This is a genomic window from Thalassobacter sp. (assembly GCF_982993085.1).
The window spans coordinates 1-16,784 of the sequence record NZ_CEZFMW010000078.1 but is presented as its reverse complement, the minus strand read 5'-3'; the positions used below and the strand labels follow the sequence as shown (position 1 = coordinate 16,784).

Annotated in this window: 16 protein-coding genes and 1 riboswitch; of the genes, 13 read left to right on the top strand and 3 right to left on the bottom strand. The window is 61.7% G+C overall.

Going from position 1 to position 16,784, the window contains the following annotated elements; genetic code table 11:
- From AC4GMC_RS12340 to AC4GMC_RS12325, 4 genes are all read left to right on the top strand, one after another.
- Positions 1–371 (top strand): DUF1636 family protein (locus tag AC4GMC_RS12340; protein ID WP_487878524.1); only part of this gene is annotated, 371 nt, incomplete at its 5' end.
- A 7-nt stretch (positions 372–378) separates the two neighbouring features.
- Positions 379–1,365 carry a threonine-phosphate decarboxylase gene (locus AC4GMC_RS12335; RefSeq protein WP_487878525.1) on the top strand — a complete coding sequence of 329 codons (987 nt, stop codon included), beginning with the start codon at positions 379–381 and terminating at the stop codon, positions 1,363–1,365.
- Complete coding sequence (cbiB, locus tag AC4GMC_RS12330; protein ID WP_487878526.1) at positions 1,362–2,282, top strand: adenosylcobinamide-phosphate synthase CbiB; 921 nt, start codon at positions 1,362–1,364, stop codon at positions 2,280–2,282. Before AC4GMC_RS12335 ends, cbiB begins: the two co-directional genes overlap by 4 nt.
- Before the next feature lie 33 nt (positions 2,283–2,315).
- A complete protein-coding gene (locus AC4GMC_RS12325; RefSeq protein ID WP_487878527.1) occupies positions 2,316–3,485 on the top strand; it encodes a lytic murein transglycosylase in 1,170 nt (389 codons plus the stop codon).
- A 6-nt stretch (positions 3,486–3,491) separates the two neighbouring features.
- Here AC4GMC_RS12325 and smc read toward each other — a convergent pair whose 3' ends face one another.
- Entirely contained in the window at positions 3,492–6,941 is a 3,450-nt protein-coding gene (gene smc, locus AC4GMC_RS12320) for a chromosome segregation protein SMC (RefSeq protein WP_487879028.1), read from the bottom strand.
- Between the two features lie 195 nt (positions 6,942–7,136).
- Positions 7,137–7,351: riboswitch (cobalamin riboswitch) on the top strand.
- Between the two features lie 36 nt (positions 7,352–7,387).
- On the opposite strand from smc, the gene AC4GMC_RS12315 reads away from it, so the two are divergent.
- The 5 genes from AC4GMC_RS12315 to cobN all read left to right on the top strand — a co-directional run bounded on the left by AC4GMC_RS12315 (position 7,388) and on the right by cobN (position 13,680).
- Positions 7,388–7,552 (top strand): CbtB domain-containing protein, encoded by a 165-nt coding sequence (locus AC4GMC_RS12315; protein ID WP_038004304.1) that lies wholly within the window; start codon positions 7,388–7,390, stop codon positions 7,550–7,552.
- A gap of 15 nt (positions 7,553–7,567) precedes the next feature.
- The gene (locus tag AC4GMC_RS12310) at positions 7,568–8,257 is read left to right on the top strand and encodes a CbtA family protein (protein WP_487877447.1); all 690 of its coding nucleotides are present in this window, start codon (positions 7,568–7,570) and stop codon (positions 8,255–8,257) included.
- Positions 8,258–8,371: 114 nt separating this feature from the next.
- Positions 8,372–9,466 (top strand): cobalamin biosynthesis protein CobW, encoded by a 1,095-nt coding sequence (cobW, locus tag AC4GMC_RS12305; RefSeq protein ID WP_487877448.1) that lies wholly within the window; start codon positions 8,372–8,374, stop codon positions 9,464–9,466.
- Positions 9,463–9,912: a GNAT family N-acetyltransferase gene (locus AC4GMC_RS12300; RefSeq protein WP_487877449.1), complete on the top strand. Its 450-nt coding sequence runs from the start codon at positions 9,463–9,465 to the stop codon at positions 9,910–9,912. The genes cobW and AC4GMC_RS12300 overlap by 4 nt, the downstream gene beginning before the upstream one ends.
- Positions 9,913–9,981: 69 nt before the next feature.
- Complete coding sequence (gene cobN, locus AC4GMC_RS12295) at positions 9,982–13,680, top strand: cobaltochelatase subunit CobN (protein WP_487877450.1); 3,699 nt, start codon at positions 9,982–9,984, stop codon at positions 13,678–13,680.
- Here cobN and AC4GMC_RS12290 read toward each other — a convergent pair.
- Positions 13,677–14,087, bottom strand: a complete 411-nt coding sequence (locus AC4GMC_RS12290) for a hypothetical protein (protein ID WP_487877451.1) — start codon at positions 14,085–14,087, stop codon at positions 13,677–13,679. The two genes, cobN and AC4GMC_RS12290, sit on opposite strands and share 4 nt — an antisense overlap.
- A 106-nt stretch (positions 14,088–14,193) precedes the next feature.
- Between AC4GMC_RS12290 and cobO the strand changes: the two genes are divergently transcribed.
- The 4 genes from cobO to AC4GMC_RS12270 are packed head-to-tail and all read left to right on the top strand — an operon-like array spanning position 14,194 to position 16,494.
- On the top strand, positions 14,194–14,808 hold the full coding sequence (gene cobO, locus AC4GMC_RS12285) for a cob(I)yrinic acid a,c-diamide adenosyltransferase (protein WP_487877452.1): 615 nt from the start codon (positions 14,194–14,196) through the stop codon (positions 14,806–14,808).
- Positions 14,809–14,811: 3 nt separating this feature from the next.
- Positions 14,812–15,774, top strand: coding sequence for a CorA family divalent cation transporter (locus AC4GMC_RS12280; RefSeq protein ID WP_487877453.1), 963 nt, complete (start codon positions 14,812–14,814; stop codon positions 15,772–15,774).
- A 12-nt stretch (positions 15,775–15,786) separates the two neighbouring features.
- Positions 15,787–16,146: a Lin0512 family protein gene (locus tag AC4GMC_RS12275; protein ID WP_487877454.1), complete on the top strand. Its 360-nt coding sequence runs from the start codon at positions 15,787–15,789 to the stop codon at positions 16,144–16,146.
- Between the two features lie 3 nt (positions 16,147–16,149).
- A complete protein-coding gene (locus tag AC4GMC_RS12270; RefSeq protein ID WP_487877455.1) occupies positions 16,150–16,494 on the top strand; it encodes a Lin0512 family protein in 345 nt (114 codons plus the stop codon).
- A gap of 33 nt (positions 16,495–16,527) precedes the next feature.
- On the opposite strand, the gene AC4GMC_RS12265 is transcribed toward AC4GMC_RS12270, so the two are convergent.
- Positions 16,528–16,784, bottom strand: a 257-nt coding sequence (locus AC4GMC_RS12265; RefSeq protein WP_488089211.1) for a thiamine pyrophosphate-dependent enzyme, incomplete at its 5' end; no start/stop codon positions are given.

The window sequence follows — 16,784 nt, the reverse complement described above, 5'->3', positions numbered from 1 at the left end:
TCACCATTTGCGACACTTGCAAACGCGATGACTGGGCCGAACGCGCGGCCAATGACGGCGTTGAACTGACCGATGGTGAGGCTTTGGCCACACTTGTCGAAGCCGCTGCAAAAGGTGTTGCTGGGGTCGAAACACGGCGGCATTCCTGCCTTATGGGATGCAGCCACGGGTGCAACGTATCCCTACAGGCAACGGGTAAGCTAACGTATACGTTGGGAAAATTCGAAACCACGACCGAAGCCGCCGAGGGCATTGTTGCCTACGCCGCCCTGCACGCCGAAAGCAAAAGCGGGCAAGTCCCGTTCAAGCAGTGGCCGCAAGCGGTCAAGGGGCACTTCATCACCCGTATCCCGCCACTGCCCGACGCCTGAGCATACAATGACCCTCGCGCCTGCCCCCTCGGCTTGCCCCGAAGCGCCCCGTGATCATGGCGGCGGTCTTGACGCAGCCGTTGCCCGCTGGGGCGGGACGCGCGACGCATGGTTGGACCTTTCCACCGGCATAAACCCGGTAACCTTTCCGATACAAAAGTTAACCTCTGATGACTGGGCCTGCCTGCCAGATGCGGCAGCACAGAACCGGCTCACGCGGGCTGCGCGGACCTTTTGGAATGTACCAGCCTCAGCCGAGGTTTTGGCCGCCCCCGGTGCTTCTGCCCTTATCGCGCAAATGCCGGTCTTGGCCCCGGCCGGACGAGTCGACATCCCGGCCCCCACTTACAATGAACACGCTGCTGCCTTTCGCGCCCATGGCTGGCAGATTACCGATCAGGCCCCATCAGCCCGCGTATTGGTGCACCCCAACAATCCCGATGGGCGGCTCTGGTCCGCTGAGGATGTCACCGCCCCGATCACCATCATTGACGAAAGCTTTTGCGACGTCACACCCGAAGCATCGATGGTCGAGCTGACCGCGCGCGACAGGGTCGTCGTTCTCAAAAGTTTTGGCAAGTTTTGGGGCCTCGCGGGCATGCGGCTGGGGTTTGCAATTGCACAACCGACCACCATTGCACGCATGCGCGACATGATCGGACCATGGGCTGTATCGGGACCTGCGCTGCGCATCGGGGCTGTCGCGCTTGAAGACCACGATTGGGCCGCAGCAACCCGGCAAAGGCTTACCCAAGACGCGGCACGGCTGGATGCGTTGATCAATGCGCCCGTTGTGGGCGGCACATCCCTGTTTCGCTTGTACGATGTAGGCGATGCCAAAACATGGCAAGACCGGCTCGCCGCGCATCACGTCTGGAGCCGTATTTTCCCCTATTCGAGCCGTTGGGTCCGTCTCGGCCTGCCCGGCACACCCGCCCAGTGGGAGCATTTGGAACGTGCCCTTGCTGCCAACGGATTGAGCGACCGGTCATGAGCGACCTGCTCGCCCTAGCCCTCGCGCTGGACGCCACATTGGGAGAGCCAAAGTGGCTGTGGAGCCGCGCCCCCCACCCCGCCGTCTTAATGGGCCGCGCGGTCGGTGCGCTTGATCAACGGCTCAACCATCCCCCCGCGCAGCGCCGTGCCGGAGTGTTGACCGTGGCCATCCTTGTGTTTGGTGCCGGCGCTTTGGGGATGATGCTGGCCGCCCTCCCGCTTGGCTGGGCGTTCGAAATCATCGGAGCCGCGATCCTACTGGCCCACCGCTCACTTATTGAACACGTGCGCGCGGTGGCGAATGGGCTCCGCACAGGACTGGCCGAGGGACGCGGCGCGGTCGCCATGATCGTGGGTCGGGATGTGACCGCAATGGACGCCCCCGCCGTGACCCGCGCCGCCATCGAAAGCGCAGCTGAAAACTTTAGCGATGGCGTCATGGCCCCTGCCTTTTGGTTTTTTGTGGGGGGGCTGCCCGGCATCCTGATCTACAAAGTCGTTAACACAGCCGACAGCATGATTGGCTACCGCACTACGCGATATCGCGACTTTGGGTGGGCGGCAGCGCGCCTCGACGATGTGATGAACTGGGTGCCTGCACGACTGACAGCGCTGGCCATTATGGTGGTATCGGGCCGCGCATTGGACCGCGCCGCATGGGGCCGCGTGATGGCTGAGGCGCGGTTGCACCGCTCCCCCAATGCGGGTTGGCCCGAAGCCGCGATCGCGCCTGTGCTGGACGTAGCTCTTGCCGGGCCGCGCAGCTATGATGGCCGGATGGAGGACTTCCCTTTTGTCCATCCAACCGGTCGCCGCAACATCGGCCCCGATGACATTGACGCTGCCTGTAATGTGCTTTGGCGTGTTTGGGCAGGCCTGTTCGGCGCGGTTGCCATTGGCGCGCTGATGATGTGAGGTGGCCGCAAGGGTATAGCTAAGGACAGCACCATGCGCCGACTTTCATTCGCAATCAGCTTGGCACTATGCCTGCCGGGTGCGGCATTCGCCGCGTGTGGCGGCAGCTTTTCCAGCTTTGTCGAGGGTCTAAAGGATGAGGCCATTGCACGCGGACACAGCCGTGCATCCGTGACCCAATTCTTTGCCTCCGCCACCCAAGACGAACGCACCCTGCGGGCCGATCGATCCCAAGGGGTTTTCCGCATCCCCTTCACCGACTTCACCCGGCGGGTCATCAGCCAAAGCCGCCTGACCAACGGCCGTCGCAACGCAGATCGTTACGACGCCATCTTTGACCAGGCGGAGGCAGAATACGGTGTTCCGCGCGGCGTTCTATTGGCGTTTTGGGCGCTTGAGACTGACTTTGGCGCAGTGCAAGGCGACTTCAACACGCTCAACTCGCTGGTAACGCTTAGCCACGATTGCCGCCGCCCAGAATTGTTCCGCCCACAGGTGTTCGCCGCGCTAGAACTATACGAAGCTGGCGATTTCGACCCTGCCCGCACAACAGGCGCATGGGCAGGTGAAATCGGCATGGTCCAGATTCTGCCGGGCGATATCCTAGAACGCGGCGTTGACGGGGACGGCGATGGGCGCGTCACGCTCAAAACCTCGGCCCCGGATGCGCTGATGTCTGGCGCGCGGATGCTGGCCGATTTTGGCTGGCAGCGCGATGAACCGTGGCTGGCAGAAGCTATCGTGCCCACCGAAATGAACTGGAGCGTCTCTGGGCTGGAAACGCAAAAGAGCGTTGCGGAATGGGCGCGATTGGGCGTTGTGCCACGGGGCACGGAACTGCCCCGCGGGCTGAAAGCCTCGCTTCTATTGCCCCAAGGCCACAAGGGGCCTGCGTTTTTGGCCTTCGAGAATTACAGAGTATTTTTCGATTGGAACCAGAGCTTTACCTATGTGACAACGGCTGCCTACTTCGCCACACGGCTCAGTGGTGCGCCGGTGTTTGACGCCCGCGCAGCTGACGCTGGTTTGGAAGACAGCCAGATGAAGCGCCTTCAGCAAAAGCTGGCCGCGCGCGGATATGACGTAGGCAAAATCGACGGCATCTTGGGCGCGCGCACCCGCGCAGCCGTACAGTCAGAGCAACAGCGCCTTGGCCTTCCGGCGGATGCGTGGCCTACGACGGCATTGCTAAACGCGCTTTGACCGCGCCTAGGCAACCAGGCTTTCGGCTTTTTTCAGATCAACAGACACCAACTGACTGACACCTTGTTCGGCCATCGTCACCCCAAACAAGCGATCCATCCGCGCCATCGTTACTGCGTGGTGGGTGATGATCAGGAACCGCGTGTTTGTGCGGCGTGTCATCTCATCGAGCATGTCACAAAACCGCGTGACGTTTGCATCATCCAAGGGCGCATCGACCTCATCCAACACACAGATCGGCGCAGGGTTCGCAAGGAACACCGCAAAGATTAGGGCCAGCGCCGTCAATGTCTGCTCCCCCCCCGATAGCAGTGACAGTGTAGACAGCTTCTTGCCCGGTGGCTGGCACATGATCTCAAGGCCTGCCTCCAACGGATCATCGCTTTCGACCAGAGCCAGTCGGGCTTCACCACCGCCGAAAAGGTGTGTGAACAGCATCGAGAAATTGCTATTCACCGTCTCAAATGCCGTCAAAAGTCGCTCACGACCTTCTTTGTTCAAGCCAGCAATTCCTGCGCGCAGAGCCTTGATCGCCTCTTCCAGGTCGGTCTTTTCTGCAAGTAACTCGTCATGCTCGGTCTGGACTTCATGCGCGTCTTCTTCAGCCCGCAAGTTCACCGCGCCCAGCGCATCGCGTTGACGGCGAAGGCGGTTCACATCCGCCTCTAGCGCCGACGCAGTCGGCATGTTCACGGGATCCACTTCTAGTTGCGACAAAAGCGCAGCAGGCGTGGTTTCGAGGTCTTCATTGATCCGGTTCGCCGCGGTTTCTACAGCCTCGGCTGCGGCCTCAAGGCGGGCTTGGCCTGCGGCGCGGGCCTCTCGGGCCTCCGATGCGGCACGTTCAGCGGCGCGTTCTGCCTCAGCCGCCGTCCGAAGACCGGCTTCTCCGAGCGACAGCGCCTCGGCGGATGCGACTTTGCGGGTTTCCGCGGCGGTAATCTGCGTCGAAAGCTCCGCGCGCTGCACCGCCAATGCCTCTGGCACGGCCTGCGCCTCGCCCAACTCCGCCTCGGCCTTGAGGCGCCGCTCCGTCAGGTCCGTGATGCGGGTCGTGGCGGTTTCCAGCCGGTGGCGCCACCCGCTCAACTCTTTGGTCACCTCCTGCCGACGCCGGGTGCGCGCATCACCTTCGCGCTTCAATTCGTCCGAGGCAGCGCGCCGTTGCAACATGGTCAGACGCGCGGCCTCAACTGTCAGCTTAATGTCTTCAACCGCGCCGCGCGCGTCCTCTAACGGTTCTAGCGCGGCTTGTGCGGCTTGAGCCTCTTTCAATGCAGTGCGCGCTTCTGCCCCTTCATCGGCAAATCGAGCGACACCCAAACGCCCGGTTTCCAATTTGCTCTCGGCGATGCTTTGCGCGCTTTCGGCTCGGGACACATCGCGGGACGCATCGGCCACCGCACGATCTGCGGCGCGGCGGGCATCGCGGGCGGCAATATCCGCCGTCGTCAGTTCCTTGAGCCGCTCCGTCAACGCTTCATGCGCGGCGCGAGTGCCATCCGCACGGGCCTCAACCTCTTCTAGGTCGCGCTTTAGCGCCTGAAGCCGGTTGATTTGTTGCAGACGCAACGCAGCAGACGACGGCGCGGTTTCAGATGCGGCCCGGAACCCATCCCAACGCCACAGATCGCCGTCTTGGCTCACCAAACGCTGCCCCGGCAACAGCATATGTTGCAACTTAGGCGCCTCGTCCGCATCTACGACACCAATCTGTTCCAGCCGCCGCGTCAAAACCCCAGGGGCCTTTACGTGCTCCGCAATAGAGCGGATCTGCGCGGGCAGTTTTTGCGGCGCCTCATAGTCGGGCAGTCGCGCCCAGCCAGTGTCGCCCTCTGTCTCGGAACTGCGCAGATCATCCGCAAGGGCCGCCCCCAATGCGGCCTCAAACCCCGGCTCAACAGTCAACCGGTCCAGCAGCGGCTCATCCTCGGAACTGTCGCGCGCAATCAGCTTGGTTAAGGCGGTGACTTCGGCACGCAAAGTCGTGGCCTCACCTTCGGCTTCCGACCGCGCGGCCCGGGCGCGGCTTTCGCGCTCCTGCGTTTCGGCACGGGCGGCCTCAGCTGCCGAAAGCGCTTCATCGGCCTGTTGCGCCAAAAGGGTTGCGGCCTGTTGCGCGGTTTGGGCCTGCGTCAATGCCACCTGTGCACCGTCCAAAGTGGCCTGCGCCTCGGTCACGGCGACCTGTGCCTTTGCGGCCTCTGCCTCAAGGCGTTCGACCCGCGACTGGCTATCACTAATCAGGCGCGTTGCCGATTGATGCCGCGCCGCAAGCCGGGCCATATCTTCGGTCAGCCGCGACAAGTCACTTTCACGCTCCGCAAGCACTTCGGCAGCTTCATGGGCTGCAGCCTGCGCGGCAGCTAGTGCCTCGGCGTGGCCCGAATCCGCCTTTTCCAGTTCCGTCTTTTCCCAGTCCAATCGTTCGATTGTTTGCCCCGCATCGGTGTTGAGCGTTTCTTCGCGGGCTTGGTCGTGGGCAAGCTGCTCAATCCGCCCGGTAAGCGTTTCTATCCGCTCAAGCGCGCGGGTCTCTTCGGCCTCTAGCGTGTCGCGTGCTACCAAGACACGCTGTAAAACAGCCGCCGACACCGCCTCTTCTTCGCGCAGCGGGGGCAGTTTATCCTCAGCCTCAGTGCGCGCCGCGGCAGCACGGGTCACAGCCCCTTCAGCCTGCGCAGCCTCGGTCAACAATGCCCGCACCTGTGCCTCGGCCTTTGCACGGGCCTCTTCGGCTTCGCGCCAGCGACGGTACAACAACTGCCCCTCCGCAAGGCGCAAGCTGGTGCCGATTTCACGGTAACGCGCAGCTTGACGGGCCTGCCGGGCAAGCGTTTGCAGCTGCGCTGCCAATTGCTCCAACACGTCATCCACGCGGGTCAGGTTCGTCTCAGCCCCTTTTAGCTTCAGCTCGGCCTCATGGCGGCGCTGATACAACCCCGAAATGCCTGCGGCCTCTTCCAGCACGCGACGCCGCTTTTGTGGTTTGGCGTTGATCAACTCACTGATCTGCCCCTGCCGTACCAATGCGGGCGAATGCGCGCCCGTCGACGCATCGGCAAACAGCATCTGAACATCGCGCGCACGCACGTCCTTGCCATTCACCTTATAAGCCGAGCCGACATCCCGCGTGACCCGCCGGATAATGTCGAGGTTTTCCTCACCGTTAAACGCAGCCGGGGCGAGGCGTTCACTGTTGTCCATGCCCAGCGTCACTTCGGCGAAATTACGGGCCGAACGTGTGGCCGCACCCGCAAAGATCACGTCCTCCATGCCACCGCCCCGCATCGCGGTGGGGCGGTTTTCGCCCATCACCCAGCGCAGCGCCTCTAGCAGGTTTGATTTGCCGCACCCGTTAGGGCCCACCACACCCGTCAGCCCATCCGCGATAACCAAATCGGTGGGGTCTACAAAGCTTTTGAAGCCATTCAGACGAAGACGGGCGAAACGCAAGGGCGACTCACTTCAAGAAATAACGCAATATCAACAGCAGTCTCGGAAAGGCGCGCGCCTTCTGTCAAGGCAACGCATCGCATATTTCGCGACCCAGCCGGTGTTATCCACAATATATAGGCCTTCGCGCAGAACTGATGCCGTTATACCAACCTCAGATGACGCTTTCATTGTTGACCCACCCGGACCGAACCCGCACAACGGTGCCAGTTTGGTGGCCCCATGTGCAAAGCGCGACGGGGTCTGAAACGGGAATGTGGTGACGGTGACCCAAGTCGGGGCCAGATGCCACAGCCGCCCCCGCGACTGTAAGCGGTGAGCAAAGGCCACATGCCACTGGGGTTCCCCCGGGAAGGCGGTCCGCGCATCGACCCGCAAGCCAGGAGACCGGCCAAGCGATTTTGATAACCCCTGCCGTCGGGTGGACGGACATAGGAGAAAGACCCATGACGACCCAAACAGTCGCAACGACCAACACATCCACAGCTTCCATCGTTTTTGCCGCAGCCGCTGGCATGATGCTGCTGTTCTTTTCGGGCTACGCACAAGCCACAATCCTGCATGACGCCGCACACGATCAGCGTCACGCCATGGCGTTCCCCTGCCACTAGGCAGCGCTTAAACCCATGCCCATGAAATTGCTAACCAGCGCGGTGTTCGCTGGTGTTGCAGCAGGTCTGATTGCCGCTCTGCTGCAATTTACATTTGTTGCGCCCTCATTGCTTGAGGGCGAGTTGTACGAATCCGGGGCCAAGGTCCACTTTGCCTTAGACGGATCACCGCAAAGCCCCAGAGGCGGCGCTGAGATTGATTTTGGCGCAGAACCCATGCGCTACGTCATGACAATGGCGTTCAACGTGGTGACCTACGTCGGCTTTGGGTTCCTTTTGGTGGCGCTGATGGCACTGGCTGAGGCACGCGGGCTGACCAAGATCACACCACGCCAAGGGCTTATCTGGGGCATTGCGGGTTTCATTGCCATTCAACTGGCCCCCGCGATTGGCCAGCCGCCGGTCCTGCCTGGTTCGATCGGGGCTGACATTGGTCCGCGCCAAGCATGGTGGATGGCAACGCTGCTCACCGCTGGTTTGGCCATGTGGCTTCTGGCGTTTGGCCGTGGATGGCTGCCGCTATTGGCAGTGCCGCTTTTGCTGGGCCCGCATCTTGTGGGTGCGCCAACGCTCGACACCTACTTTGGCGTGACACCAGCGGAGCTTGCGGCGCAATTCTCAGCAATGTCGCTCGGGTATGCGGCCGCCGGCTGGGCAGCCCTCGGCTTCTTCGCGGCGTATTTCTATACGCGTGAGACCACCTAGACCAACAATTCGGGTCAGCGCCCAATGGGTGCTGGCCCTTGATCATTCGGCGCGCGCCTTGGCCCATTGGCAGGCATGGTGCACCGCGCTCAGGTACAAAAAGGAAAGACGAGTATGGCAGGCAAAGTTCCGGCAACAGTTGTCACTGGATTTCTGGGCGCGGGCAAAACCACGCTCATCCGCCACATGTTGCAAAACGCCGAAGGTAAGCGCATCGCGCTGATCATCAATGAATTCGGTGATCTTGGCGTGGATGGCGATATCCTCAAAGGCTGCGGAATTGAAACCTGCACCGAGGATGACGTGATGGAACTGTCGAACGGCTGTATCTGCTGCACTGTGGCCGATGACTTCATCCCAACGATGGAAAAATTGTTGGATCGTGACACGCCCCCCGATCACATCGTGATCGAGACGTCTGGCCTTGCCCTGCCACAACCCCTTGTCCGCGCCTTTAACTGGCCCGGTATTTCAACACGCGTCACTGTGGATGGGGTCGTCACAGTCGTGGATGGCCGCGCAGTGACTGATGGGCAGTTCGCCCATTCCGTCGCCGCCGTGGATGCACAGCGCAAGCTGGACGAAAACCTGGATCACGAAACGCCCCTGTCCGAGTTGTTTGAGGACCAAGTGGCCTGCGCGGACATGATCGTGGTTAACAAAGCCGACCTGCTCGACACCGCAGAGGCCGATGGCCTTGTTGCCCGCCTCAAGGATGAGGCACGGGGCGGCGTGCAGGTGGTCAAAGCGTCCATGGGCGCGCTGCCTGTTTCGGTCCTGCTGGGCCAAGGCGTTGGCGCCGAGGCAGACCTAGACGCCCGCCATGAAGTGCATCACCACCATCACGCGGATGACCATGACTACCACGATGACGACCATCATCACGAGCATGATCACCACCACCATCACGCCCATGAACATGGCCACGACGAATTCGAAAGCTTCATCGTCACACGCCCTGAAATCACCGACCCCGCGGCCTTTGCCGAACAGGTCGCAGATGTCATCCGCGCCCATGGCATCCTCCGCCTCAAAGGCTTTGCAGCCGTCGCGAACAAACCCATGCGGCTCACACTCCAAGCCGTTGGCCCCCGCGTAGACACCTACTTCGATCGCCCCTTGGGCAGCGACCCACGCGAAACACGCTTGGTTGTCATCGGTGAGGCAGGTCTTGACCGCGCCGCCATCACGGCCGCGCTTGTCGCATGAACATCGCGCCCGGCGATCCGCTTAGTCCCGAGGGCCTTGCCCTGATCGAAGGGTCTGAACAAGCACTGCGTGAATTCTATACGGCCGAAGAAAGCTTTGCCTATTCGCCAGAGGAACTCACGGCGCCGGGCGTCGTTTTCTACATCGCACGCGATGCGCACGACACCCCACTGGGCTGCGTCGCCTCAGTCGATGTGGGCGACTACGTCGAAATCAAACGCCTGTTCGTCACACCATCTGCCCAAGGCACCGGACTGGGGCGGGCACTGATGACCCGCCTTGAACATGATGCGCACGAAGCGGGCCATAGGCTCATGCGGCTCGAAACGGGCGATCTTCTGGTCGCCGCCTGCACACTCTACGAGGGCATGGGATACCGCCGCCGCGGCCCCTTTGCAGACTACCCCGATGTGCCCACGTCAACATTCATGGAAAAACGACTTTAGTCCTTTGTTCCCCCAATACTCCCGCCGGAGGCCCGGTTTTTCCCCAGAAAAGCCGTAAAAGGAGCGCCCATGCATCTGCTCGCAGCAACACCCGGACAAATCGACGATGGCCAAGAACCCGTTGATCTCGGCCAAACGCCCGCCGATGTGGTCGTGATTTCCGCGGCTGATACGGAACTTGCCGCCCTGTCGGCCGCCCATGCCGATGCGCCTATCGGCACCTTGCGGCTGGCCAACATGATGCATTTGCGCCACCCGATGTCAGTTGACCTGCACCTTGAGGCCTGCGCAACCAAATCCCAGTTGGTCATCGCGCGCGTTCTCGGCGGCATGGGCTATTGGCGCTACGGCGTGGAACAATACGCAGCACAGTTGGGTGCGGCGAACATCCCCGTGGCCTTTCTGCCCGGCGATGACAAACCTGATCCCGAACTGCGCGAACTGTCGACCATCCCGGCTGAGGACTATGACGCCCTCTGGGCCTACCTTGTCGAAGGCGGACCGCAGAATGCCGCCAATTTTCTCGCCTACACCCGCGCCTTTCTTGATAAAACCGAACGCCCCCAAGCCGCCACACCCCTTTTGCGCGCTGGCGTCTACTGGCCCGGTGCGGGGATCGCGGACCTAAGCGCCGCAACAGCCAACTGGACCGAAGGTGCGCCCGTCGCGCCCCTGATCTTCTACCGCGCACTGGTGCAAGGCGCGGGCCTAAACCCGATCAACCGCATGGTCAAAGCGCTCCTGCGCGCAGGGCTGAACCCGCTGCCGGTGTTTGTCGCCTCTCTCAAAGATCCGGTTTCGGTGGCGACACTCCAAACGCTTTTCACCCAAGCGCCGCCCGAGGTCATCCTGAACGCAACCTCCTTTGCCGTCGGCAGCCCCCACGGGGACGGTGCCGAAAACCCGCTGGCGGCCGAATGGTGCAACACAGCCCCTGTATTTCAGGTTGTTCTCGCAGGCTCAGGCGAGCAGGCATGGGAAGAAGGCCTAAGCGGGCTAAGCGCACGGGACATCGCAATGAACGTGGCCCTGCCAGAGGTGGACGGCCGCGTCCTGACCCGTGCCATCAGCTTCAAGGGTGAAGCCTATTTCGACGAGGCCACCGAATGCGCCATCGCCACCTACAAAGCACGCGGCGACCGGATCGGCTATGTGGCGGAATTGGCCCTCGCATGGACACGCCTGCGCCGGGCCAAAGCGGCGGATCGCAAAGTCGCGCTGGTGCTGGCCAACTATCCAAACCGCGACGGACGGCTCGCCAACGGCGTGGGTCTTGATACGCCTGCGGCCACAGTTGCAGCTCTTCATAGCCTCGGCGCAGCGGGATACGCCGTTGAAAACGCGCCCGCAGACAGCGACGCCCTGATGCAGCGACTTATGGCTGGCCCAACCAATTGGTTGACCGACCGCGCCAGCCGCACGGGCGGCGAGCGACTGAGCATGGCGGACTATCACCGCTACTACGATGCCCTCCCGTGGGAGGTCCGCCGCCAGATGGAGGACCGCTGGGGCGCACCCAAAGCAGACCCGTTTTGTGACACGGACGGCTTTGCGCTTGGCATCCACACCTTTGGCAATGTCATCGTCGGCCTACAGCCCGCGCGCGGCTACAACATCGACCCGACCGAGACCTATCATTCTCCCGATCTGGTTCCGCCACATAACTACCTTGCGTTCTACTTTTGGCTGCGCCACCACTGGGCCACAGACGCGATCGTGCATATGGGCAAACACGGCAATCTAGAATGGCTGCCCGGCAAGGCCGTCGCGCTGTCGGACACATGCTGGCCCGAAATCGTGATGGGCACGACGCCCCACATCTATCCGTTTATCGTCAACGACCCCGGTGAAGGCACGCAGGCCAAGCGACGCGCGCAAGCCGTGATCCTTGATCACCTGACGCCACCACTTACGCGCGCCGAAACCTATGGGCCACTGCGCGACCTAGAGGCATTGGTCGATGAATACTATGAGGCCGCAGGCGTTGACCCTCGCCGGATTGACCATCTGCGCCGCGAAATCCTAAGCCTAACGGCAGCAACGGGCCTGGACCAAGACGTAGGCTTCGACGGCGATGAGGCCGGGGATCTAGCCAAGCTAGACGCCTATTTGTGCGAACTGAAAGAGGCGCAAATTCGCGACGGGCTTCATATCTTTGGGGCCTCTCCCCAAGGTGACCTAGAGCGGGATTTGGTCATCGCGCTGGCCCGTATTCCGCGTGGTGAGGGCAAAGGCCCTGATGCGTCGCTGCTGCGCACCTTGGCACAAGACTGCGGCGCGGATTTTGACCCGCTAGACTGCGATATGGCCGCGCCCTACACCGGCAAACGTCCGGCAATCCTAAGGGATATCTGCGCAGACACATGGCGCAGTAATGGTGACACCGTAGAGCGGTTGGAACTATTGGCGAAGTCCGCCCTTGGTTGGGGTGAAACGCCGCCCGAATTCACCGCCTCCACCCCAGTGCTGGACGCCATCCGTGACCATATCACCCCTACCGTGCGCGCCTGTGGACCGGCGGAACAGGCGGGCCTTCTCACCGCCCTATCAGGGCACTTCGTCGCCCCGGGTGCGTCAGGCGCACCGACGCGCGGACGGCTGGACGTTCTGCCCACAGGGCACAATTTCTTTTCGGTCGATAGCCGCGCCGTCCCCACGCCCACCGCGTGGAAACTTGGCTGGAAATCCGCTAACCTCCTGATTGAGCGCCACCTACAGGATCACGGCGACTGGCCCCGCGCCATGCTGCTAACGGCATGGGGCACGGCCAATATGCGCACAGGCGGCGATGATATCGCGCAGGCCCTCGCGCTGATGGGAGCCAAACCAAAGTGGGACGCCGCCAACCGCCGGGTCACAGGATTTGAGATATTGCCCCAAGGCGTCTTGGGTCGCCCCCGCGTAGACGTCACGCTGCGGGTCTCGGGTTTTTTCCGCGACGCATTCCCACAGCAAATCGCATTGATCGATTCCGCCGCCCGCGCGATCCAAGCACTTGATGAAGCGGATGTCGACAATCCCGCTGCCGCCCGCGCCCGCGCAGGCGAAAGCACAGCGCGGGTCTATGGATCAAAGCCGGGGGCCTATGGCGCAGGCCTTCAGGCCATGATCGACGAACGCCTATGGGCAGACAAATCCGACCTCGCCGAAGCTTACCTTGAGTGGGGCGGCTACGCCTATGGCGCCGACGCCGAAGGCACACGTGACCGCGCCGGGCTGGAACAACGCCTCAGCCAAGCTGAGGCCGTGGTGCAGAACCAAGATAACCGAGAACACGACCTGCTCGACAGCGACGATTACTACCAATTTGAGGGCGGTGCCGCCGCAGCGATCAGCACCCTGCAAGGACGCGATAGGCCCGTGTATCACAATGACCATTCTCGGCCCGAGCGCCCTGTCATACGCACGCTAGAGGATGAGATTGGCCGCGTCGTGCGGTCCCGCGTGGTGAACCCAAAGTGGATCGACGGCGTCAAACGCCACGGCTACAAAGGTGCGTTCGAAATCGCGGCGACGGTAGATTACCTGTTTGCCTTCGCTGCCACGACAGGGGCCGTACGTGACCACCATTTCGACATGGTCCACGCCGCAATGCTGGAAGACACGGACACGCGCGAGTTTATCGCCGAACACAACGCACCAGCACTCGCTGACATTGCGGACCGCCTGCAAGAAGCAATTGACCGCGGCCTGTGGACCCCACGATCCAACTCAGCGCGGGCGTTGTTAGAGCAATTGGGTCGAGGCAATCCGGCGAAAGCCACCTAGTCGCAGTCGATCGCCAAGTCGAACACCCCACTCGAGAGATCAAAGGGAATCAGATTGCCCACGCAGGATGTTTTGGGGCCGTCACGAGGCGGGGGCAATTTAAGCTCTGCGCCTTCGGTGCAATCGATCTTCATCCGCAACAAGGCCACATCGCCGGACACAGACCCAAGGTCCGGCGCGCAGCCTGTCCCCTTGATCACGGCTGCGACGGCTGCGGCCTGAACGTCCGCATAATCCGGGCGCCACGCACGGGTGAGCCGGGTCACCTCGGCCCGATCTTGTGAGTAGTTTATCGCGAAGGAATAGCCGCCTGCGTCCACGGTGACCTGATCTCGCAGCCCGGATAGAGGATGCGGTGAAGCGCAGGCGGCCAAAGCCGCAAGGGGGATAAGAATTACGGCCTTCATATCCTAGTGTGCCCCAAACTTCGTTAAGCCTTGGTTAACATCCACACCCCCTTTTCATCTGCCGCTCTCGCAGGCACTCTGGGCACAAATGAAAAGGGAGCCCGCGATGACCGACGCAGCAGACACAGAGCGCCACAATGCCAAGATGGCCAAGAAAAAGGCCGCCCGCGATAAGATCATGGCCACCAAGACCGACAAAAAGGGCTTGGTGATCGTGCACACCGGCAAGGGTAAGGGCAAAAGTTCGGCCGCCTTTGGAATGATTTTCCGCTGTATCGCGCACGACATGAAATGCGCCGTGGTGCAGTTCATCAAGGGCGGCATGTCCACCGGAGAGCGCGACCTGATCCTCTCCAAATTCGGGGACATCTGCGAATTCCACACCATGGGTGAAGGATTTACCTGGGAAACTCAGGACAAAGACCGCGATATCGAAATGGCGCAGGCCGCGTGGTCCAAGGCTAAGGACCTGATCCGCGATCCTAGCCACAAAATGGTCCTGCTGGATGAGATCAACATCGCCATGCGCTATGATTACATCGACGTGAACGAAGTCGTGGCGTTCCTTCGCGATGAAAAGCCCGAAATGACGCATGTGGTTTTGACCGGGCGCAACGCCAAGGATGAGCTGATCGAACTGGCCGATCTGGTCACAGAAATGGAATTGGTCAAACACCCCTTCCGCACGGGCATCAAGGCGCAGATCGGCGTGGAATACTGATCCATGGTGCAGGCGCTCACGCCGCTGGCTGGCTTTGATGTGCTGAACGGGGCGGCGCGGGCAGTGGATGACCCATGGCCCGCCCCCCAGTCATCACAGGGTTATCGGTGGCTGCATCTAGACCTAAACGCGCCCGGTACACGCGACTGGGTGACGGCACATTTGCCCCCCATCGCAGCCAAAGCCCTGATGGCCGAGGAAACGCGCCCAAGGGCTGATCATATGGCCGAAGGGTCCATCATCGTGCTGCGCGGCGTGAATATGAACCCCGGCGCGCAGGTCGATGATATGGTTTCATTGCGGTGCTGGCTGACCCCCAATGGGTTGGTCACAGTCCGGTTGCGGCGACTGATGGCAGTGCAGGAATTGCAGGACACGCTCGCTGATGCCGTGGCCCCCGCTCCCGCCACGCCCGCCGCTGCATTAACGATGATCGTCGCGGGCCTGATCACCCGGATTGAAACAGTTTCGCTTGCGCTAGAGGATCAGGTGGACACCCTAGAGGACGTCTCACTCGACGGTGGCTCGACTGCGGCAAACCTTGCGCAGTTACAACGTCGGATCATCAAATTGCGCCGCTATGTTGGCCCCCAGCGGGAGGCCCTGGCACGGCTCGCGCAAACCGACACGCCATGGCTGGATGCCCCCGCACGCGCGTCCTTGCGCGAATGGGCCAACGCCGCCGCCCGCTCCGTTGAAGAGCTAGAGGCCAATCGCGACCGCCTCGCGGTGCTGCAAAACCAGCTTGATGCCCAACAAAGCGCGGTCGTCTCGCGCCACGGCTATATCCTGTCCGTTGTCGCGGCTGTCTTTCTGCCCTTGGGGTTTCTTTCGGGCCTGTTTGGGGTCAATATCGCTGGCATGCCGGGGCTTACCGCGCCTTGGGCCTTTGCCGCGCTATGTGCTGCCTGCGTGGCCATTGCCGCCGCGCTGTTCGTATTTTTCCGCTATCATAAATGGCTATAGAAAGGGCACCTGATGCCACGTCTTTTGACTGAGTTCGGCATGGGCACGTCCCTGCGCCGCCAAGACTACACCGAGGCCGCGACCCGCGCGTTGAAAGACGCGCTGTGGCACAATTCGATCAACTTGGCAGAGCTGTTCGACAAGCCCAAATCTGCCATGCAGATCACTGCAGAAATCGGCGTGCAGCAGCCCGATGCCGTCGATGCCGAAGCCTGTAAGGCGGTCTTTCCCTACGGCGATGTGACCGTTCGCGTCGTTCTGGGCGGATTGGATGTGCCCCGGCCCGACGGCAACCCGACCGTCATCGCGAACGCCGCAATTTCCGTCGCGCTAGACGCGAACGCCGCAATTTCCGTCGCGCTAGAGGTGTAAGCAATGACAGATCAACGTTTTATTATTGAAATGGGCATGGGCAACGACCTTTATGGTCAGGACATGACCAAGGCCGCCGCCCGCGCGATTGAAGATGCTATCCGCCACTCCTCAATCCCGATGTTCGAGGCGCTAGGGATCTCGCATGATGAAATGCGCGTATCGGTCACCGTTGGCGTGCCGGACCCGGCTGCAACGGACACAGAGGCACTAAAGGCGAACCTACCGCGCGGTCGCGCTACAGTCACCGCCGTGCAGGGCGGATTGTCGATCACGAACCCCGATAGCGGCAATGTCACGACCATCGCTACCGCCGCGGTTGAGGCGTTCTTGCCGAAACAGGCCTAGCATCAACGTCCCTGAGGGCCTTCGCCCCGGCCCTCAGGTCGCCGCAAGATCGCTCAGCGATTGACCGGTGCTCAGCATATCTGGGTCCAACTTCAGCTCAATCACCGCAAGGGTTCCACAGGCACGCGCGGCATCGAAGGCAGGTGCAAACTGGGCCTGTTCCGTCACGAGCCAACCCTTGCCGCCATACGCTTGCGCGAGCGCGGCGAAGTCCGGATTGACCAGTGCGGTGCCTGACACACGCCCGGGATATGTTTTCTCCTGATGCATGCGGATCGTCCCGTAGCGGC